Origin of the sequence: Amycolatopsis sp. NPDC089917 (assembly GCF_040684635.1) — a bacterium.
Classification (GTDB): domain Bacteria; phylum Actinomycetota; class Actinomycetes; order Mycobacteriales; family Pseudonocardiaceae; genus Amycolatopsis.
In genome coordinates this window covers 183,795-203,317 of sequence record NZ_JBFBGL010000002.1, presented here as the reverse complement: position 1 = coordinate 203,317, position 19,523 = coordinate 183,795, and the positions used below count along the sequence as shown (strand labels likewise).

15 protein-coding genes are annotated in these 19,523 nt (G+C 68.7%); 8 read left to right on the top strand and 7 right to left on the bottom strand.

What is annotated here, in order from left to right; genetic code table 11:
• Positions 1-17 precede the first annotated feature (17 nt).
• Together AB0N89_RS03075 and AB0N89_RS03070 are read left to right on the top strand one after the other, a co-directional pair.
• Positions 18-614, top strand: coding sequence for a DUF6801 domain-containing protein (locus tag AB0N89_RS03075; RefSeq protein ID WP_364199591.1), 597 nt, complete (start codon positions 18-20; stop codon positions 612-614).
• Positions 615-903: 289 nt separating this feature from the next.
• Complete coding sequence (locus AB0N89_RS03070; RefSeq protein ID WP_364199589.1) at positions 904-1,149, top strand: hypothetical protein; 246 nt, start codon at positions 904-906, stop codon at positions 1,147-1,149.
• On the opposite strand, the gene AB0N89_RS03065 is transcribed toward AB0N89_RS03070, so the two are convergent.
• From AB0N89_RS03065 to AB0N89_RS03040, 6 genes are read right to left on the bottom strand one after another with little or no spacing between them, the layout of a single operon-like run.
• Positions 1,142-2,455: an MFS transporter gene (locus AB0N89_RS03065; protein WP_364199587.1), complete on the bottom strand. Its 1,314-nt coding sequence runs from the start codon at positions 2,453-2,455 to the stop codon at positions 1,142-1,144. The two genes, AB0N89_RS03070 and AB0N89_RS03065, sit on opposite strands and share 8 nt — an antisense overlap.
• A gap of 21 nt (positions 2,456-2,476) precedes the next feature.
• Complete coding sequence (locus tag AB0N89_RS03060; protein WP_364199585.1) at positions 2,477-3,337, bottom strand: DUF3592 domain-containing protein; 861 nt, start codon at positions 3,335-3,337, stop codon at positions 2,477-2,479.
• A gap of 9 nt (positions 3,338-3,346) precedes the next feature.
• Positions 3,347-3,874: a hypothetical protein gene (locus AB0N89_RS03055; protein WP_364199583.1), complete on the bottom strand. Its 528-nt coding sequence runs from the start codon at positions 3,872-3,874 to the stop codon at positions 3,347-3,349.
• Between the two features lie 58 nt (positions 3,875-3,932).
• Positions 3,933-6,965 carry a tetratricopeptide repeat protein gene (locus tag AB0N89_RS03050; protein ID WP_364199581.1) on the bottom strand — a complete coding sequence of 1,011 codons (3,033 nt, stop codon included), beginning with the start codon at positions 6,963-6,965 and terminating at the stop codon, positions 3,933-3,935.
• 1 nt (position 6,966) lies between these two features.
• On the bottom strand, positions 6,967-8,022 hold the full coding sequence (locus tag AB0N89_RS03045; protein ID WP_364199579.1) for a hypothetical protein: 1,056 nt from the start codon (positions 8,020-8,022) through the stop codon (positions 6,967-6,969).
• Positions 8,019-9,332 carry a hypothetical protein gene (locus tag AB0N89_RS03040; RefSeq protein WP_364199578.1) on the bottom strand — a complete coding sequence of 438 codons (1,314 nt, stop codon included), beginning with the start codon at positions 9,330-9,332 and terminating at the stop codon, positions 8,019-8,021. The genes AB0N89_RS03045 and AB0N89_RS03040 overlap by 4 nt, the downstream gene beginning before the upstream one ends.
• A gap of 174 nt (positions 9,333-9,506) precedes the next feature.
• Between AB0N89_RS03040 and AB0N89_RS03035 the strand changes: the two genes are divergently transcribed.
• From AB0N89_RS03035 to AB0N89_RS03010, 6 genes are all read left to right on the top strand, one after another.
• On the top strand, positions 9,507-13,136 hold the full coding sequence (locus AB0N89_RS03035) for a toll/interleukin-1 receptor domain-containing protein (protein ID WP_364199576.1): 3,630 nt from the start codon (positions 9,507-9,509) through the stop codon (positions 13,134-13,136).
• Between the two features lie 189 nt (positions 13,137-13,325).
• On the top strand, positions 13,326-16,310 hold the full coding sequence (locus AB0N89_RS03030; RefSeq protein ID WP_364199574.1) for a family 16 glycoside hydrolase: 2,985 nt from the start codon (positions 13,326-13,328) through the stop codon (positions 16,308-16,310).
• A gap of 85 nt (positions 16,311-16,395) precedes the next feature.
• Positions 16,396-17,115 (top strand): transglycosylase SLT domain-containing protein, encoded by a 720-nt coding sequence (locus tag AB0N89_RS03025; RefSeq protein WP_364199573.1) that lies wholly within the window; start codon positions 16,396-16,398, stop codon positions 17,113-17,115.
• A gap of 17 nt (positions 17,116-17,132) precedes the next feature.
• The gene (locus AB0N89_RS03020) at positions 17,133-18,173 is read left to right on the top strand and encodes a CHAP domain-containing protein (protein ID WP_364199571.1); all 1,041 of its coding nucleotides are present in this window, start codon (positions 17,133-17,135) and stop codon (positions 18,171-18,173) included.
• On the top strand, positions 18,170-18,436 hold the full coding sequence (locus tag AB0N89_RS03015; protein ID WP_364199569.1) for a YbaB/EbfC family DNA-binding protein: 267 nt from the start codon (positions 18,170-18,172) through the stop codon (positions 18,434-18,436). The genes AB0N89_RS03020 and AB0N89_RS03015 overlap by 4 nt, the downstream gene beginning before the upstream one ends.
• A complete protein-coding gene (locus AB0N89_RS03010; protein WP_364199567.1) occupies positions 18,433-18,744 on the top strand; it encodes a hypothetical protein in 312 nt (103 codons plus the stop codon). Before AB0N89_RS03015 ends, AB0N89_RS03010 begins: the two co-directional genes overlap by 4 nt.
• Here the strand turns inward: AB0N89_RS03010 and AB0N89_RS03005 are convergent.
• A complete protein-coding gene (locus tag AB0N89_RS03005) occupies positions 18,739-19,509 on the bottom strand; it encodes an ESX secretion-associated protein EspG (protein ID WP_364199566.1) in 771 nt (256 codons plus the stop codon). The genes AB0N89_RS03010 and AB0N89_RS03005 overlap by 6 nt on opposite strands.
• Positions 19,510-19,523: the final 14 nt, after the last annotated feature.

Sequence of the window (19,523 nt, the reverse complement as noted above, 5' to 3'; positions counted from 1 at the left end):
CGACGAAAGGACCTGACATGACGGAAACCCTGGTGCGAAAGGGTGTTCGCCGGTTCTGCGCCGCCGGGATCGCGGCGGCGGTCGCCGGAACCGTGATGCTCACCGCGGCCGGAACCGCGGCCGCCGTCGAAAAGAATCTCACGTACAAGGGCGGCTTCCCCATCATCGGCGACCAGCAGGTGGCGGTGGTCGTGAAGGCGGAAATCCCGGCGATCGCCCAGGCCGGAACGCCGATTTCGGTGCCGTTCACCCTCGACGTCGATTCCGGCCAGGCCGCGGGCGACGGGCTCCGGCTGGTCGGCGCCAAGAAGCTCTCCGGCACGATCAGTTCGAAGGTGAACGTCGCGCTGGGCGAGCAGAAGGTGTCGATCCCCATCGAGCTGCCGATCCCGGACACCGAGGTGCCCGCCGAAGGCTCGCTGAAGTTCTCCGCGGAGGGCAAGGTCGACTTCACCATCCCGGCGGGAACCCCCGCCGGTGAGGCGACCAGCAGCGTGGACGCCGCGGCGACCTCGCACATCAAGACCGACAGCTCGCTCGGCGAGTTCGACGTGCAGCTCACGCTCGACCCGCCGGACCAGGACGCTGTCCTCGGCAAGACGACCGTCAGCTGACCCCCGTCTTCCCCCGGCTCACCGAGCCGGGGGAAGACGCGTCTTGACCTCCAGCGCACTGGAGGTCGCAAGCTGGCGCTCATGTGGATCTGCGACAGGTGCGGTATCGAACATCCCGATGCGTCCTCGACCGGAGCGAAGTCGGCATCGAAGAAGCCGGTGACCTCGGCGCGCGGCTAGCTGGAGCCGCGCACTGGGCGGGATCCCGGTACTGGTCAACGAACGCGATCGCGAATGGCTGCCCGCACCCGATCCGGCGTTCGAGTTCTGGGACGAGCACGCCGGACCGTTGCCGGGCCGCGAACTCGTTCGGCTCGGCGACACGATCAGCGGCGGGCTCGCGCCGGACTGGGTGTCGTTCCAGCGCAACTTCCCCAAGCACATCCCGATGTCCGCGGCTGTGGTCCGCCGCATCGTCGACCGGCTCTACACCCTCGGCGGCGACACCATCGACCGCGACGCCCGCGCGGTGGTGCGCCGAAGCGCCGAGACCCACATCCGGTGGGTCTCGGGCGACTTCGACCACCTCACTTGACGGCGTTCTTCTCCTTGCGGCGGAAGAACAACGCGATGACGCCCGCCATCGCCATGAAGAACGCGACGGACCACATGCCGGGGCGGAAGCTGCCGGTCAGTCCCTGCAGCCAGCCGACGAGATAGGGGCCCACGAAACCCGAGAGGTTGCCGAACGAGTTGATCAGGCCGATCCCGGCGGCGGCGCCGACCCCGGTGAGGAAGGCGTTGGGCAACTGCCAGAACACCGGGACAGCGGTGAACACACCGATCGCGCAGAGGGTCACCGCGGCCATCACCAGCAGCGGCGAACCCAGGTACAGCGCGGCGGCGATCGAGACCGCGCCGACGAACGCGGAGATGGCGACATGCCCGGCCCGTTCGCCGGTGCGGTCCGAATGCCTGGCCCACAGCACCATGGCGACGGCGGCGATCGCGTAGGGAACCGCCGTGATGAGCCCGATCTCGACGATGGTGTATTTGGTCTGGAACTGCTGCTGGAAGTCCTTGATCACCTGGGGGAGGAAGAACGCCAGCACGTAGAGGCCGAAGATGACTCCGAAGTAGACGGCGCTCAGCGCGAGCACGCGCGGATCGGTCAGCGCCGATCGGGTGCTCACCTCGTGGGAGACCGCTTGGGTGTCCTCCGCGTCGAGGGTCGACTGCAACGAGGTGCGCTCGCCCGGTGTCAGCCACTTCGCGTCCTTCGGCTTGTTCGGCAGCAGGAAGAACACCGCGACGCCGAGCAGGATCGAAGGCACGCCCTCGGCGAAGAACATGAAGCGCCAGCCCGCGTCGAAGCCGAAGACCCCTTCGCCGTTCTGGATGAGCAGTGCGGAGATCGGGCTGCCGACGACCGACGACAGCGGCACCGCGAGGAAGAACAGCGCGACGATCTTGGCCCGCACCTTCCTCGGGAACCAGTAGGTCAGGTACAGGATGATGCCGGGGAAGAACCCGGCCTCGGCGATGCCGAGCAGCACCCGCACGATGTAGAAGCTGACCTCGCCCTGGATGAACGCGGTCGCCGAGGCGACGATGCCCCAGGTGACCATGATCCGCGCGATCCAGATCCGGGCGCCGACCTTGTGCAGGATGACGTTGCTGGGCACCTCGAAGAAGAAGTACCCGACGAAGAACAGGCCGGCGCCGAGGCCGTAGGCGGCCGAACTGATGCCGAGATCGGCGTTCATGGTGAGCGCCGCGAACCCGACGTTGACCCGGTCGAGATAGTTGAGCAGATAGAGCAGCCCGAGGAACGGGACCAGCCGGATCATCGCTTTACGGACCGCTTGCGCGGTGGACACCTCTGCCGTCTGTTCGTCCATCCGCGGGAGTGTAGAGGGCGGTCAGAACAGCGGTGGCAGGAAGGCACCGAGGTTCCCGCCGGCGGCCCGATCAGCGGGATCGGGGTCCACCTGGACCGTGTCGGGGTTCCGCGGGTCGTAGGTGACCTTCACCGTCGAACCCCTGGCCGGGGCCTGGAGCGGCGGGGTGATCATCGTGGTCACGACCGTCCGCTCCCCCGCTTCCGTGGGGAACCGGACCTGCACGGTGAACCGGGGATTCCCCATCACCCAGACGTTCGTGAACTCGACGCCGACGACCTGCCCCATCACCTGGACGCCGGTCTGGGTCAGCGCCTGTGCCCGGTCGTCCGCCTCCGCCTTGGCGACGAACGCCCGCCCCAGCACCATGATCATGACCAGCGCCGTCACGCCGGCCACCGCCGGTACAAGATACGGCTCGTAGTAGACGACCCAGTCGACGTCGGTCCATTGCTCGGCCGCGCCGTCGCCGAACGGCAACCGTTTCCCGACCGACTCGGGCGGTGTCCACGACGGGATCGCGACGCCGGTGCCCACCGCGATACCGAGCGACGCGGCCAGGCTGCTCGCCCGGAAGCCGACACCCATCCCGCGCAGCGACATCCCGCCGCTCCACAGCATCGCGAACCCGAGCGACGAAGCGATCGTGATCGCGACACTGAAGAGCAGGACGAGGGAGACCGCCGGGCCCGCGTCGGCCCCCCACGCGTCGACGCGGTTCAGCGACATCAGCCGGAAGCCGTCCAGCAGCCCGAGGGCGCCGGACCAGCCCGTGACCGCCCAGGCGAGCGTCGTCGGCACGCCGAGCAGCCACAGGCGCAGGCCGGGACGGCGGGCCTGCCGGGGGTCTTCCGGCAGGCCGAATTCGAACGAGGGGAACATCTTCGCCCCCTAACCGATCGGGCCGAAGACGGCGACCTTCGCCGGGTCGGCGGGGTCGACGCGGGCCTCGTGGCGGGTACCGGGCGCGTACTGCTGGATCGTCGCCAGCGGCGCGATCAGCGTGGTCACGGTCCCGTAGGTGGCGCCGTCGGCGCGGGTGACCTCGAGCGTCGCGGTGTACTGCGCCTGCCCGGCGATCTTCCGGCCGGTCGGCTCCAGTTCGCGGATCACCAGGGTGGCGGGCTCGCAGGTGTCGTAGAGCCGCCGCAGTTCGGTGCCGTAGGCCTGCAGTTCCCGCTGCTGACTGAGCTGCTCGTCCATCGGCAGCGCCAGGAACGCTGCCATGTCCGGGTCGGCGTTGAGGTTCCGGAAGGCCTGCGCGGCCAGCTGCGGCGTCGGCAGCTGCGGGGTGATGTCGTGCCCCTGCGCGGCGGCGGCCTGCCGGAACTGCTCGGCGTGCCGCTGGAAGTCCTGCTGTCCGCGCGCCATGCCCTGCTGGGTCGCGTCGTTGATCTTGTCGCGGATCTTCTTGAACATCGGGTGCCGCCTTTCGCTGTGTCGTTCTCGATGGACACAGCTTCGGCGGGCCGTCCCGCTACCGAACCCAGGTTTTCCCGTCGTCGGTCGCGTCGAGGCAGGTCAGAGGCGCCCAGAAGACCGGTGACGACGCGGGTTCGGGCTTCTCGCGCCAGCGGGCGAGCCGGGTCCGCTGCCACGCGCAGAGCTCGCCGACCGGATCCTCACCGGCGAGGGCGGTGTCGACGGCGATGACCAGCTCGGACATCGGGTCCGAACCGGGCACGGCGGCCGACGTCGGCAGCGCCCAGACCGTGGCGGCGACGAGTCCCGCTCCGGCCGCGACGGCGGCGAGCAGCACGCCGAACGGTTCGGCCAGGCCGAAATCGCCCGCGCTCGCGCAGCCGATCAGCGCCACCCGCGCGGGCATGGTGTCCACTTCGGACAGTGCGAGGTCGGCGGCGGTGAACGGGCGGTGCGGGCCGATCGGGGCGGCCGTGCCGGGGAGATCGGCCGAACAGGACAGGTGCAGCGCGGTCTGCGCGCCGTATTCGTCGCGCACGCGGCTGACGTGTCCCACGAACACCAGCCGCGAACAGGGCCGCGCCAGGAGTTCGGCGAGCAGACGGCGGTCGGTGTCGGTACGGCGGACCAGGTCGAGCCCGCGCGCGGCGGCGGGCAGGACCGGCCCGTCGGCGAGCCGCGCGTCCAGATGGCGGATCAGCGGCGACGACGCGTCCTGCTTGCCGAGCACCGAACCCAGTTCGCCGAAGGCGCTCTGGCCGGGGATGCGCGGGTCGAGCAGGTAGACCGGCGGACCGTCCGCGGCGGGCGGACGGCGCGGGATGGCGGCCGGGGCGAGCAAGGAGACGTCGGCGACGTCGAGGACGCGCTCGTCGCCGTCGAAACAGCTGCTGATCTCGTCGATCTCGAGCACGTGATCGGCCCGCCGGTCGGGCAGCGCCAGCAGTCCCCATGGGACACCGGCGAGACTCGGCGACGGCTGGACGCGCAGGAGCGGGCGATTCCCGTCGGCGGCCGCACTCCGGAGCCGTTCGACCAGGTCCGCGGGCAGGAGATTGAGAGCGAGGACGCGGGCCAGCCGTTGTTCACCGGCGAAGCCGCCGAACGCGTCTTCGCCCAGCGAACGCCGGACGGCGTCGGCCACGCTCTCGCCCTCGTGGGGTGTCGGGGAGGCGGCGTCCAGGAATTGGCGGGCGGTCCCGACGAGGGCGGACTCGATCGGATGGGTGTGGACGGTGTCGAGGTCCCCGGTGGTCCGCCAGGTGAGGAACGTGTGCCCGGCGTCGGCGAAGCGCAGGAGGAAGGTTTCGCGGCCCTGGCGGGCGGCGGGCCAGGTCTCGACGGTTTCGGTGGCCGGAAGGGGAAGCCGGTACCGCTCGGCGGCGACGTCGAGCCATCGGTCCAGCTCCATCCGGGACGACGGCGACCAGCGCAGGGAGGGTGGCGGGGCGAGCCGGAGCGGAAGCGACGCCGTGACGGAACCCAGTGCCGCCAAGGGAAGGCGAGCGTCCTCTGTGGACGAGAGCACTTCGAGGGCCGGCAGTTTCCCGGTCAGGTCGAGCGACGGCCCCTCGACCCCCGTGTACGCCCCGACCGCGCAAACGCGCTCGATCAGCTCGGCCGCCAGTCTCCGCTCACCCAGCCGGGCCAGCAACGTCAGCGCCAGTCCCATCGTCGGGGCCGCGATGTCCTGCGCCCAGGCCGTGCGCGCCTGCGGAGACACGAACTCGAACCGGTACTCCGCCGCCGCGAGCGTCAGCGGGAGCAGCAGGTCCAGCACCGTGCGCGGGTCCTCCCCGCGGGCGAACCCGATCGTCGCGGCCACGAAATCCGTGTGCAGGCGGTCCGGCCAGTCACCCGACGTCCGCGCCGATTCCCTGGCGCGCGTCGCGTGGTGCGCAGCCGTCGTCCAGTCGCCTTCCGCGGCCGCGCAACGGGCGAGCGCCGTGTCGACGAGTCGGAGGCCCGGGACGTCGCCGTTCGCCGTCCGGATCGTCCTCGCGTGCTCGAACTGGTCCCTGGCCTGCGAGACGTCCCCCGTGTGCAGCAACAACATGCCCAGCGCGTGGCTCGCCTCCGCGACGTCGCCGGTCAAGCCCGCCGCCGCGAGCGCGTCACGGGCGGCGACGATCGTGGCGACCGCACCGGGAAGATCGCCGGCCAGTGCGCGGGACTCAGCCAGCCCGATGTCGGCCTTCGCGGCCATCGGACCGCCCGTGTGCCGGGCGCTCAGCCTCAGCAGATCGGCCCGCGCGTCCGCGTCCTCACCACCCGCCTGGCGGATCCGGGCGCGTTCGGCCCTGGCCATGGTCTGCTGGTGCGTGACCCGCTCGCGGATCTCGTCGACCTCCGCGAGGACCTCCAGTGCCGCGAGGATCTCGTCGAGCGCGGCCCTCGCGCCCGCCAGATCCCCAGCGGCGATCTGGACGCGCACGTCGAAGATCCGCAGCTCCATCTCGTCGGTGCCGTGGACGTCGAGCAACTCGGGCGGATACTGTTCCGGCCCCGCGTCCTTGCGGAACGCCGCCCGGCGGCGCTGTCCGGCGATCAGCTCACGCGCTTTGGCGACGTCGCCTTCTTCTGTGGCCAGGGAGATCAGCACGCGCTCGGCGACCTCCCGGGACCCTTCGATCATCCGCGCCTCGGCGTACTGACCGAAGTGGACGATGGCGGCGGTGCTCACCTTGAAGACGTGGAGCACGGCTTCCGCGCATTGCCTCGCGTTGCGCAGGTCGCCCGCGGAGTAGCAGACCGTCGCCAGATCGCTGACCGCGGCGAGTTCGAGATCGGTCCGGTCGAGCCGCTGCGCGATCTCGCGCATCCGGGCGTACTTCCGGTGCGCACCGGCGACGTTCCGCACCGCGGCGAGCTGCTTCGCCTGGTCCTGGACCTCGGCGGCTTCGACGAGCAGCTTGCGGTACTGGCGTTCGGACAGCGAGCACGCGGGCAGGACACCGTACGGAGCCGGGTCGAGGCCGAAATACCTCGCGACACAACGACAGTTGTACCCGTGCGAACTGGCCGCGCTCAGCTCGGGCGGGAGCAAGCGGTCCGGAGGGTTCTGAGGCGGCGGCATGCCGACAAGCACGTCAGAACTCCTCGTCGTCGGACGCGGCCGCCGCGCGTTCGGCGAGCGTCCTGGCCTCCGGCGGGCGCGCCCGCACGAGCGCGACCACCTGCGCCCGGTCTTCGGGTGTGGTCCCGGCGACGCCCTCACCCGCGACGCCGACGACCAGCGCGATCCGTCCACTGTGGACGCCTGCCGCGAGCCGGGCGGCGTCGTCGTCCACGTCGACCGTGCCGGTGAACCGCCCGGCGCCCAAGGCCAGCGGCACCTCCGCGAACGGCTCGCCGTCGTGGGCCGCGACCGCGGTGAGCGTGGCGTCGGCGAACGCGCCCCCGACCTCGACTTCGAGCCGGCTGCCGGCCGCGGCCGCGACGATCCGCCACGTCACCGTGTCCTCGGCGGCGTCCAGGATCCCCGGCGGCACCCGCGCCCAGTCGACGCTCGCCCGTCCGCTCGCCAGCACTCCCTCTCCCGGCACCGGGGGATCGGTGCCCGCGGCCAGCGCGTACGCGCGCTGACTCGATGCCACGTTTTCCAACCGTGCCGACACTTCCGCCGCGGCTTCGGCGCGCACGACGTCGTCCTGGTCGTCGAACCAGGACGCGAGACGCGCGCACAGTCGTCGGACCTCGTCGGCGACCGGCGGCGCGGCGGCCAGGAGCGCGCCGTCCGCGATCGCCGTGTCGAACAACTCGGCCGGGGACGCTTCGAAACCGTCGAGCAGGCCTTCGGCCAGGTCCTCCACGTCGGCCGTGGCGACCGCCGTTTCGAGGTCCAGTAACGCCGGGTCGAGCGACGGCACCCCGAGCGACGGGCTCGCGGGCCACCAGCGACGCAGCCACAGCAACAAGGCGAGCCTGCCCAGTTCCGGACCGGCGGGAAGCTCCGCTTGTCCCTGACCGAGCACGGCGAGGCTGGTTTCGGCGCCCACGAGCCTGGTCAGCCACGGTTCGGCGGCTCCGGCGTCACCGAGTTCGAGCCGCATCGACGTCGTCCGGCCGGTGAGCAGATCGGCGAGCGTGAACCGGATCAGGCCGCCGTCCGCCGCGACGACAGGCATGTGCACCGGATGCGTCACGAGACGGCCTCCAGATCCGGCAGGCGGGCCACGAGCGCGCGGCGCACCTTGGTCCGCAGGTCCAGCGAGGTCGAACGGACCACGCCGGTGACGAGGTCGCGGACGTCGGCGGCGTCGGCGGGCAGATCGCCGCGGACGTCGAAGCCGTGCAGCCGGACCCACAGCCTGCTGAGGAACTGCTTGGCGAACTCGCGCAGATCCCGCAGGAGTTCGGCGTCGGGCCTCGGGGTGAGCGGTGTGGCGCCGGCCAGGGCGCGGCGGGCGTGGAGGACGTAGCCCTCCCGCGCGACCTGGGCGTTGAGCCGGCGCGCGAACTCGGGGACGCCGACGGGAGCGGCACCGTCGAGTGGCCGCAGCGCGGGCGCGAGCACGACTCCGAGCGCGAAGCAGGCGGCCAGCGCGGGAACGCTCAGCCCGAATCCCGCGGCGACCCGGGACAGTTCGTCGTCGACGAGGTCGGCGACCGGAGCCCGTTCGTCCGGGGGAAGGCGGCGCAAGGTCGCGCGCACCCGCCGTTCGACGCTGCGTTCGAGGAGTTCGGCGCCGGTCTCGTCACGCCGGTTCACAGGCGGGACGGCGGTGCGATCACCGCGCTGGAGACCGAGGTCCGGTGCGGGCAGCCCGGAGATCTCCCGCACGGTCCCGCTCAAGGCGCGGGCGCCGTCCGATCGCCGCAGCGCGAGCCCGAAAGCGTGTCCGGCGGCCGAACCGGCGAGCGCGCGCCATGCCGGATCGGAGAGTTCGTCCACAAAGGACTTCAGTGGTGCGATGTCCTGGTCCGGGGCGGTCTCGGCGTGCCAGCGGCGCTCCAGTTCCCGGGTGAGATCCGCCGCGATCCGGGGATCCGCGAGATACCCGGAGAGCTGATCGACGCCCGCCACGCCGCCTTCGCCGTGCAGATCACGCAACGCCGCCGCGGCCGTCTCCGCCGCTTCCGGCCCGGGCGCGCCGAAACCGGTCGCCAGCTCGTAGGCCAGCGGGAAGCAGACGTCCTGGACGTTGCCCGCCGTGATGCGCAAGGCGCGGCGCCCGCGTTTGAGGTGGACGAACCACGCGGCCGTGGCGCGCAGCCTGTCCGCGTCGGCCAGGAGCAGTTCCGTCACTTCCGCCGCCGCGGCCGGGTCCAGCACGGGACGGCCGAGCCGGGGACGCGCCGCCGTGCGGATCACCAGCGGGTCGATGATCTTCTTGATCGTCCGGGTCAGCGGTCCACCGTCGGCCGACGAGAGGACCTCGACACCGTCGAGGCCTTCCCAGGCCTGGGTAAGGACGGCCGAACGCAGCCGGGGCTCGCCTGATCCCGTCGTCACCCGTCCTCCCCTCGCGCCGATCACAACTCTATCCGAGGCAGCACGACCCAGATCACAAGCATCTCTCCGTCTTTCGCCAACGCTGGGACCCCACAGCGTCAGACTTCATGATCCAGTCGACTTGGAAACAGGAAACCGTTGAACCATCGGTCACCCCACGCCAAGCTCGTCCTCATGGTTTTCATCAACTTTCGCGTCGGCGACGGCGAGTACAAGGCCGCCTGGCTGGCCGCGGAACTCGGCGAGGTCTTCGGCAAGGACAAAGTCTTTCGGTCGAGCTCATCCATACCCCTGGGGCACGACTACGAACCGATCATGTGGGGTGCCGTCGACACCTGCTCGGCCATGATCGTCGTGATCGGTGACAAATGGCTGTCCGAGTTCGGCCAGCGGTTGTTACAGGAAGATGATGTGGTCCGGAAGGAGATCGCCACCGCACTGAAGGATGGGAAGCCGGTGATTCCTGTCCTCGAGCACACGGAAAGGATGTACAAGGCGGAGGAGCTGCCGCCCGATCTCGCCGAACTGGCCAACCGCCAATACATCCGTATCACCTACCGTGACAGGCACACGATCCCTGGCCTGATCGAGCGGTTGATCGAAGCCGCTCCAGAACTCGGAATCGGCGTTCTCGAGGGAATCGAAGACCTGGCTGCATGGAATCGTGCACGAACTTCGCTAACCAATCCCGAACTCCCCGCCGACCTCTTCATGCTTGGCCGCGAGAAGATCGTCGAGCGGCTACACTCCTGGCTGTCGGGGCCGCCAGGACTCCTCAGCCTTCGCGGTCAGACCACCGACGAAGTCGCCACCTTCGTGGCAGCCGTTCTGAACAGCCAGAACCCACAGCACAGGGCGGTATTGGTGACCTCCCAGGCAGGCTGGGAACAAGCCTCGAAAATCCCGCCGTCGTTCCCCGCGGTCATCGCGGGCGATGGCATCTCGATCAGCCAGAACCAGCAGGATCGGCATGTCGTCATCGCCCACGACGGGATTATCCACCGCCAGGAAATCCTGAATCTGCCGAGAATACCCCGAGACCTGGCCCGTTCCATCTTCCTCTCCTTGGGCTTGCCCTTACGACAGGCAGATGAATACGCAGGTCTGCTTCGTCGTAGCCACCGGGCGCTCACGCGACGGCTGAGCCCGAACGCCCGGCGCCCATCCTGGTCAGTCGCACCAGACTCGACCATCGCGGTACCCCTGTCCCTTGTCAGCCGGTGGTCCACCACCAACGAGGCCGACCACGAGATGGTCGCCAAGGTAGCCGGTAACGACTATTCGGTCGTCGATCGGTTCGCCGAGCCCAATGCGCTCTCCGGCGACCCGTTCATTCACCGCAGCGGTTCACGCTGGCAACTCGCAGATCCGTATGACGCGTGGGCGCAACTCATGTCACAGGTCACCGCCACCGACATACGCCGGTTTTCCGAGGCCGCCGGGGAGGTTCTCGGAGAGAACGACCCGGTACTCATGCTCCCGGACTCAGAAGTACCCACCGCGGGGATCAACGGCATAGGTCGACAATGGTCCGATGAACTGCGACAGGGATTCGCCCATGGGCTGGCGCGACTCGGGGACGCCGGGACAGCACCTGTCGCCGGGCGCCCTGCCGAGAATCACGCCTCTGACGTTGTTTATCAACTCATGAAGGCGGCCAATAGCGACCGGACCGGTCTGCGGTGGCGCTCCCTCAACGATGTCCTTCCGCTGCTCGCCGAGGCCGCACCACGGATCTTCCTCGACGCAGTAAGGACAGGACTTCGCGGGCAGGAGCCACTTCTGCGACTGATGTTCGAAGATGGCGACGGAAGATCCCTGTACCGCCACTCAGCGCACACTGGCCTGCTCTGGGCACTGGAAACTGTCGCGTGGTCGCCCGAGCACAGCGCGACCGCCACTCTCTTGGTCGCTCAACTGGCGGCCATCGACCCCGGTGGCCGAGTGAGCAATCGCCCCTCTCACACCCTGACCTCCTTGCTCTCACACCGGGCACTGAGTCCGATTCCAGTCGAAAAGCGGCCGGCTCTCATCAACCAGGTACGAAAACAAAATGGCGAAGTGGGCTGGCAACTACTGGATGATCTCACGGATCACAGGAAATTTACAATTCCCCTGGAACAACCTCGCGTTCGACATGACTGGGCCAGCACCGAACCAGCATCCTCGGGCGCGATCGAAGTTTATCTGAACACGGTCTTCTCCGCTATCCTGTCAGATTTGACATCATTCCCAAACCGTTGGATAAGCTATCTTTCGAAGATCAGTATCTTCCCCCAGACCTACAGAGAGAAGCTTCTTTCCACTCTCGAATCGACCGACTTCACGAGCCTCGATCCGAACAGCACTCTAGAACTTTGGAATCAAGCCAAGAACATTGCCAATTACGAGCAAATGGGGGATTCCGAATACCGACACCTGTCCGCACAGGAAGTCGATCGTTTGTCATCCTTCCTGGAAGGAATCGAACCATCCCACGACCCCGCGAGGCACGCTTGGCTCTTCACCTGGCATCCCCGCATCCCTGACGTCGACCTGTCCGACTACACCGCCCACCAAGCCGTCGTCGAATCGCTCCGACAGAAGGTCGTCTCAGCAGAGTTGAACCAACACGGCGTCGAAGGCTTGGCTCGCCTCGCGGCGTCGAGTGAATCGGGCCAGACCGTCGGCTGGACTCTCGCCCAGGTCGCCGGAGATTCCGTTCGCGACGAGGTGCTCGCCAGACTGGGTCAACCCTTCGCGGACGGCTGGATCCGCTGCCGCGCATCAGCAGACGGTCACGCCTGGGCCACCGAAGCGATAAGTACCGTTCCCCACGATCCCGCACTGCGGTCGGCATTCATTCTCGCATTGCCCGTCTCCCTGACCCTCGAACAGTTGGATCACGAAGAGGCCGACGTTGCAACTAAATTCTGGGAACTCACCCCGGCGTTTCCCTTCCCCGACGAACGCACCGAAGAATACCTCGTCGAGATACTCAAACGCGAGCGATATGAAGCTACCATCGATGCCTTGTCCATGGCCGCTCACAACAACTCAACCGACTGGAAACCTTCTCCTGAAATTATTTTCGCAGCATTTACCGGACTACTCAAGTCTGAGACACAAGTAACAGCTCACACCGCATACGCAGTCGAAGCGCTGGTAAACTACCTACACGCCACAGGGTGCCCCAGGCAAGAAGTAGCAAGTTGGGAAATCGCATTCTCAAGCCTGCTTCACAACCGGCAACCTCGCGCACTACTGAGCTGGATAGCGGATGATCCGATCGCGTTCGTCGAGCTGCACAAGTTCCGATACCTGCCAACAGAGAAGATAAATCCCCGCGCGATGGGGTTCTACATGACAGGCCAACGTCTTCGCTGCATCCCTGGACAGAATGGAGACCAAGTAGACGGCCCCCGCTTGCTCGAGTGGCTGCATCAGGTTCGCGAACTCCTGCGCGGCATCGACATGCTGCGTAGCGGCGACCTGGCCATCGGCGCCCTCATCTCAGCAGGCCCCCTCGGCGACGACGGAGCGTGGCCCGCGGAAGCGGTTCGGGATGTCCTCGACCTCGACGATGCCGACGACATACGCGACGGATTCGGGATCGGCCTGTTCAACAACGCCGGGTTCAGTACGCGCGGAGTCTACGACGGCGGCCAGCGGGAACGGAGTTCCGCCGAGAAGTACAAGACTTGGGCAGACAGAGTCGAGAACGACTGGCCATATACCGCCGAGGTACTTCGCGACTTCGCCGCATCCCTGAAAGCACAAGCCCGGCACTGGGACAAGGAGGCCGAAGACGACCACGACGAGTAGGTCGAGCAGGACCGACGTGGCGCCGCGTTCAACCAGAGGGGCGGCGCCACGCAAGTGCCGACAAGGCCGCACGGCCGTTCGGGGTAACTTTCGTCCGACTTGTACATACTTTCGTTGACTTGATACGAAAGTCCTCTTAGGTTCAGCGGACGTCACAGAGGTGCTCCGCCGCCGACCCGAGGAGCGACGATGCTTCCGTCTGTCCGCAAGCGCTTCAACCGGTCCATCGTCGCTTCGCTGGCGCTGGTCACGGGCCTGACCGGGCTGGTGACAGCCCCGGCAGAAGCGGCCATCCCGCCCCAGCAACCCGGTGTCACGCTCCGCACGTACGACCTGCAGCGCGAGATCACCAAGCTCTGCACGATCAAACCCGGCCAGACCCCCAACGTCGACAAGCTCATGCCGACGATCAACTGGACGAGCACGGGCGACTTCGGGCTGAACGAGCAGTTCGTCTCCGAGGTCATCGCCAACATCAACATCGCCACGGCGGGCCAGCACGAATTCCGGCTGACCAGCGACGACGGCTCCCGGCTCGGCATCGACGGTCAGATGGTGGTCAACCACGACGGTCTGCACGGGGCGACGCCGGCGACCGGCTCGGTCCAGCTGAGCACGGGCTATCACGCGCTGCGGATCGACCACTTCGACAACACCAACGACCAGCAGATCACCCTCGAATGGCGGCCACCGGGCGCGGCCGGCTTCGCGCTCGTGCCGACTTCGGTGCTCAGCACCGACGCCGACGTCGTCCGGGTGACCTCGCCGGGGCGCAAGGAGTGCGAGGGCGCCGCGGACTCGCCCGGTGACGGCCTGCCCCTCAACGCCGTCCACCCCGGCTTCACGCTGACCAACCTGCGCCCCGAGGGGTTCCAGCCGCAGGTCACCGGCATGGACTGGCTGCCGGACGGGCGGCTCGCCATCGCCACCTGGGGCGGCTCCGACAAGGTCCTCGGGGAGGTCCACCTGCTGAGCAACGTCAGCGGGAACACCGATCCGAGCAAGGTCCGTACCAAGCGCGTCGCCAGCGGGCTCAAGGAACCGATGGGCGTCAAGTACGTCGAGGGCAAGCTGTACGTCTCGGAGAAGACGCGGCTCGTCGAACTGAACGACACCAACGGCGACGAAGTGACCGATGACTACCGCACGGTCGCCACATGGCCGTTCGGCGGCAACTTCCACGAGTTCGCGTTCGGGCTGCTGTACAAGGACGGCTTCTTCTACGCCAACCTTTCCGTGGCCATCAACTACGGCGGCGCCACCACCGATCCGCAGCCCGCGCCGAACCGCGGCACGACGATCAAGGTCAGCAAGGCGACCGGTCAGATCTCCTACATCGCCGGTGGGCTGCGCACGCCGCACGGCATCGGCTGGGGACCGGAGGGAGACGTCTTCGTCACGGACAACCAGGGCGGCTGGCTGCCGGCGAACAAACTCGTGCGGGTCAAGCAGGACCGCTTCTTCAACCACTACACCAATCCCCCGGGGCCGTTCGACGCGAAGCCGGTCACCGCGCCGGTGTTGTGGTTGCCGCACAACGAGATCGCGAACTCGCCGAGCAACATGGTCACGCTCTCGAAGGGTCCCTTCGCCGGGCAGATGGTGTACGGCGACGTGACCTACGGCGGGCTCCAGCGGGCCTTCCTGGAGAAGGTCAACGGCGAGTACCAGGGTGCCGTCTTCCGGCTCACCCAAGGACTCGAATCAGGCGTGAGCCGGATCAGCCTCGGGCCCGACGGCGCGATCTACACCGGCGGGATCGACGGCGGCGGCAACTGGGGTCAGCCCGGCAAGCTCGCCTACGGCCTGCAGAAGGTGACCCCCAACGACACGAACGCCTTCGACATCCGCGCGATGCGGGCCGTCGCGGGCGGCTTCGAACTCGAGTACACCCAGCCGCTGTCGGCCGGGACCGCGCAGAACCTCGCGGCGAAATACCAGGCGCAGCAGTGGCGCTACCAGCCCACTCCCGCGTACGGCGGGCCGAAGGTCGACGAGCAGACCCTGTCCGTCACCTCCGCGAGCCTGTCGCCCGACCGCAAGAAGGTCACGTTGCAGGTGGCGGGCCTGAAGGCGGGCCACGTGGTGCACGTCCGGTCCCCGCGTCCGTTCGCCGCGGAGTCCGGTGCGGCGCTGTGGAGCACGGAGGCCTGGTACACGCTGAACTCCTTGGTCGGCGGACCGCCGGCGAGCACGACCTACGAGGCCGAGCGGGCCGCGCTGAGCGGTGGCGCCGCGACGAACACGAACCACAAGGGCTACACGGGTACCGGGTTCGTCGACGGTTACTGGAACCAGGGCGCCGCGACGACGTTCACCGTGAACGCGCCCAAGACCGGCGCCTACAACGCGGCGCTGCGGTACTCGAACGGCCCGGATCCGGCTCCCGGGACGAAATCCGTGACCGTCTACGTCAATGGCACGAAGGTCAAACAGGTCCGGCTCGCCAGCACCGGAAACTGGGACACCTGGAACACGCAGCCCGACACGCTCGACCTCAAAGCCGGGGCGAACACGATCTCCTACCGCTACGACGCCGGCGACGGGGGCAACGTCAACCTCGACAGCCTCACCCTCACCGAGTCGCAGCGCGTCCAGCTGTTCAAGGGCACCGATCTGAACGCCTGGGAGAAACGCGCGGGCGGAGCCGCGACCTGGCCGGTGTCCGGCGGCGCGATGGAGTCCAACGGCGGCGACATCCGCACGAAGCAGCAGTTCGGCGACTTCCGGCTGCACGCCGAGTGGAACGAGCCGAACTACCCGCCGGAGGTCACCGGACAGCAGCGGGGCAACAGCGGGATCTACCTCCAGGAGCGCTACGAACTGCAAGTGCTCGAATCGTTCGGGGACACCACGCTCGCGAACAACGAAGCGGGCGCGATCTACTCGAAACGGGCCCCTGACCGGAACATGGCGACCGCTCCCGGGACCTGGCAGACCTACGACGTCACCTTCCGCGCCGCGCGGTTCGACGGCGCCGGGAACAAGACCGACAACGCCCGGGTGACGGTGGTCTGGAACGGCGTCGTGGTCCACGACGACGTGGAGATCGACGGCGGGACGGGCGACAGCAACCCGGAGAACGCCGGGCCGGGCGCGATCCGGCTCCAGGATCACGGTGACCCCGGTGAGAACCCGCGGTTCCGCAACATCTGGATCGAACCGATCGGCTAGACCGAGCCGACCGCCTGTGCAACGCACGTGTCCACGCGTGCAACGCCGGTTCCCTCCGGCATGCACAGGCGGTCAAGCTCGTCTCATGACCAAGCTGACCCCGGAGCAGATCGCCCGGCACGCCTACGACGCCGGCTTTCGCGGCGACGGGCTGACCACGGCGGTGGCGGTCGCGCTCGCCGAATCCGGCGGCGACACCCGCGCCCACAACGCCACTCCGCCCGACGACTCCTACGGGCTCTGGCAGATCAACATGCTGGGCGCGATGGGGCCGGAACGGCGCAGGCAGTTCGGCCTCGACTCGAACGCCGAACTGTTCGACGCCGCCACCAACGCCAAGGCGGCCAACAAGATCTCGGACGACGGCCGCTCGTGGACACCGTGGTCGACCTACACGAACGGCGCGTACCGGCGGCACCTTCCCGCGGCCCGCAAAGCGGCCGGCGCCGTGCGAAAACACCACGGCAAGCCCACCGGCGGAGGGGCCGGACTCGGGCGGATCCGGGTCGACGGGCGGACACTGGACGGCTTCGTGCGGCGCACCCGGCGAGTCGGCGACGCGCTCACCTCCGCCTCGGCCGACCAGGTCAAGGACGTCCGATCGATCGCCGGCGACAGCTTCGGCAGGATCGGCGAGGAATCCGGGTTCGCCGACGCGCTCGGCGATTTCGGTGCCGCCCTGCAGAGCCAGGTCAAGGCCGTCGGCGGCTCCGCCGACCGGCTCGCGGACGCGGCCGCCCAGGCGCGCAAGGCCTACCACGATCGCGATTCCTCGTCCGCCGCGACGCTGCACCGGCTCGCCTGAAAACGCTGGAGACCTCGATGGACACCCTCGCCACCGCCCGGCACTTCGCCGCGGACATCCTGGCGCACCGGAACAAGCTCGCGGGCAAGGCCGAGGACGCCGCCCGCGTCCAGTTCGCCCTGCACCAGGTCTCGAAGACCCTGCACGACCAGCACGACGCGCACAAGAAGGAGACCGACGTCGTCCTCGGTCACTGGGAGGGCAAGGCTTCGGAGGAGTTCGAGCGCACCACGGCCCGGCTGCGCAAGGACATCCGCCTCACCGCCGACGCCAGTACCGAGGCCGAACGGGTCGTCGCCCGCGTGACGTCCACTGTGGACGGCGGGCATACCGCGGTCCAGCGGCTCGCCGACGAATACATCGCCAAGGCGAAGAAACTCCTCGACGACGCCACCGCCGTGGGCTCGCGTGCCGCGATGGCCACCGCGATCGCCGCGGCCGCCGATCTCGCCCCGCGCTACACGAAACAGTCGGCCGCGACCCTGCGGAAGGTGAACGGCGAACTCACCGACGCCGCCGGGAAGCTGCGGAGCCTGCGCAAGGACCTCCGGCACGACGGCGTCGCCGACCGCAAGGTCCGGGAGCACCACGACTCCGGACACGGCGAGCCGGATCGGACCACCACGAGCAAGGCGAGGTCTCGCGGCCAGAAGGTGGTTTCCGCGGCGCGCGAGGAGCTCGGCACACGGGAGAACCCTCCCGGCAGCAACCGCAACCCGTACGGGCCGACGGCGGCGTGGTGCTCGTCGTTCGCGACCGCGATGTGGCGCAAGGCCGGGGTGGACATCCCGGTCCTGCCGTTCACCGGCGACGTCTACCGCTGGGGGCAGCGCAACGGCAAGGCGTACGGCCGCACCTCTCTGCACGACGCCAAACCGGGCGATGTGCTGCTGTTCGGGACCGGACCGCAGAGCCCGTCGACGAGCACCCACATCGGCATCGTGGAGAAGGTGGAAGGGAACAAGGTGACGCTGATCGAGGGCAACTCGGGCGACGCCGTGCGCCGCAACACGCACACGCTGTCCGGCTCCACCTTCTACGGCGGGGTGCGCCCGTGATCACCGGGAAGGCACGCGATCGCGTGGCCGCGGTCGAGGTCGAACCGGGCGGGGCGCTGCGGGCCTTGCGGATCGAGGAGGCCGCGCTACGGCTCGGCCCGCAGGAGCTCTCCCGGCGGATCCTCGGTCTGGTGGACCGGGCGGCGGCACAGGCGAGCCGGCGGCTCGAACTGGACGACGCGGAGTCGCTGGGGCTCGGGACGAACGCCGAACTGGCCGAGGCGATCGAAGAGACGACCCCGGAGACCTGGAGGGTCCAGTGATCGACGAACGCAGTGTCGAGCAGCTGCTCGAAGACGCCGAGGCCCCGGACACGGACTACACCGGCCGCTTGGCCGCGGTGACCGGGGAGGCGAGCGCGGACGGCGTGACCGTCACCGTCGACCTGTACGGGAAGCCGGTCGGGCTGCGGTTCGAGCCCGGCGCGCTGACCTCGGGCGCGAGCGCGCTCTCCGCGCTGGTGCTCCGGCTCGCCGCCGAGGCGACCGTCTCGGCGCTCGACGCCGGTGAGTCCGTTGTGGACGGTCTCACCGGGGATTTCGGTTCGCCCGCCTGGCGTTCGCGATCATGAGACGTCGTCGATCATCGGGCCGAGGCGGGCGGCGAGCCAGGAGGCGTCGGCCGGGGTGACCATCACCCACGGTTCGCCGCCGACGTCTTCGTGGGTGACGGCGTAGCGGCCCGCTTCGGTGTCGAACCAGCTGAGCACCGGGCTCCGGCCGCGGACGCCGTTGACCGCGAGCTGCCCGGCTCCGTGGCGGGCCGACGTCACCATCGTCGCCAGGGGACGCACGCTCCGGCCGGTGATCCCGGCTCCGGCGAGCGCGCGCTCGAATCCGTCGTAACCCGCTCTTGCGAAACCGTCCATGGCGGCCGAAAAGGCCGATCGCGGCAACCGGAGCTGGTCACCGGGACCGGGCACGCCGTCGCCGAGCATCCGGCCGACGGTGGTGATCAACCCGTCCGCGCGCAGCGGTTCGAGCACCAGGTCCTTCTCGTCCTGGACCGCCAGCACCCCATGGGCGCCCCGGACCGCGGCGAGCATCCGCCACGGCTGTTCGCCGAGCACCAGCGCGTCCACCGACAGCGAGGGCGAGCCGAGCAGGACGAACAGGTCCTCGATGCCGGTGTCGAGTTCGTCGCCGTCGGCGAAACCCGCTTCGGCGAGCCCGGCGAAGACGCGTTCGCCCAGTTCGTCCCGTTCCTCCAGGGTTTCGCCGTGCGAGGGCACGTCGAGCGGATAAGGTGCCCCGCCGTTCCCGAAATCCGCCCACAACAGGTCGAATTCCAGCTGCGACAGGACGATGCCCGCCGTACTCGCCGAACGCCGCGCCATGGCCACCTCTCCCC

Excerpts from the sequence above, each read along its gene's own strand:
- AB0N89_RS03075 (WP_364199591.1), top strand. The coding sequence starts at position 18 with ATGACGGAAACCCTGGTGCGAAAGGGTGTTCGCCGGTTCTGCGCCGCC.
- AB0N89_RS03065 (WP_364199587.1), bottom strand. The coding sequence starts at position 2,455 with ATGGACGAACAGACGGCAGAGGTGTCCACCGCGCAAGCGGTCCGTAAA.
- AB0N89_RS03060 (WP_364199585.1), bottom strand. The coding sequence starts at position 3,337 with ATGTTCCCCTCGTTCGAATTCGGCCTGCCGGAAGACCCCCGGCAGGCC.
- AB0N89_RS03055 (WP_364199583.1), bottom strand. The coding sequence starts at position 3,874 with ATGTTCAAGAAGATCCGCGACAAGATCAACGACGCGACCCAGCAGGGC.
- AB0N89_RS03035 (WP_364199576.1), top strand. The coding sequence starts at position 9,507 with ATGGTTTTCATCAACTTTCGCGTCGGCGACGGCGAGTACAAGGCCGCC.
- AB0N89_RS03030 (WP_364199574.1), top strand. The coding sequence starts at position 13,326 with ATGCTTCCGTCTGTCCGCAAGCGCTTCAACCGGTCCATCGTCGCTTCG.
- AB0N89_RS03025 (WP_364199573.1), top strand. The coding sequence starts at position 16,396 with ATGACCAAGCTGACCCCGGAGCAGATCGCCCGGCACGCCTACGACGCC.
- AB0N89_RS03020 (WP_364199571.1), top strand. The coding sequence starts at position 17,133 with ATGGACACCCTCGCCACCGCCCGGCACTTCGCCGCGGACATCCTGGCG.
- AB0N89_RS03005 (WP_364199566.1), bottom strand. The coding sequence starts at position 19,509 with ATGGCGCGGCGTTCGGCGAGTACGGCGGGCATCGTCCTGTCGCAGCTG.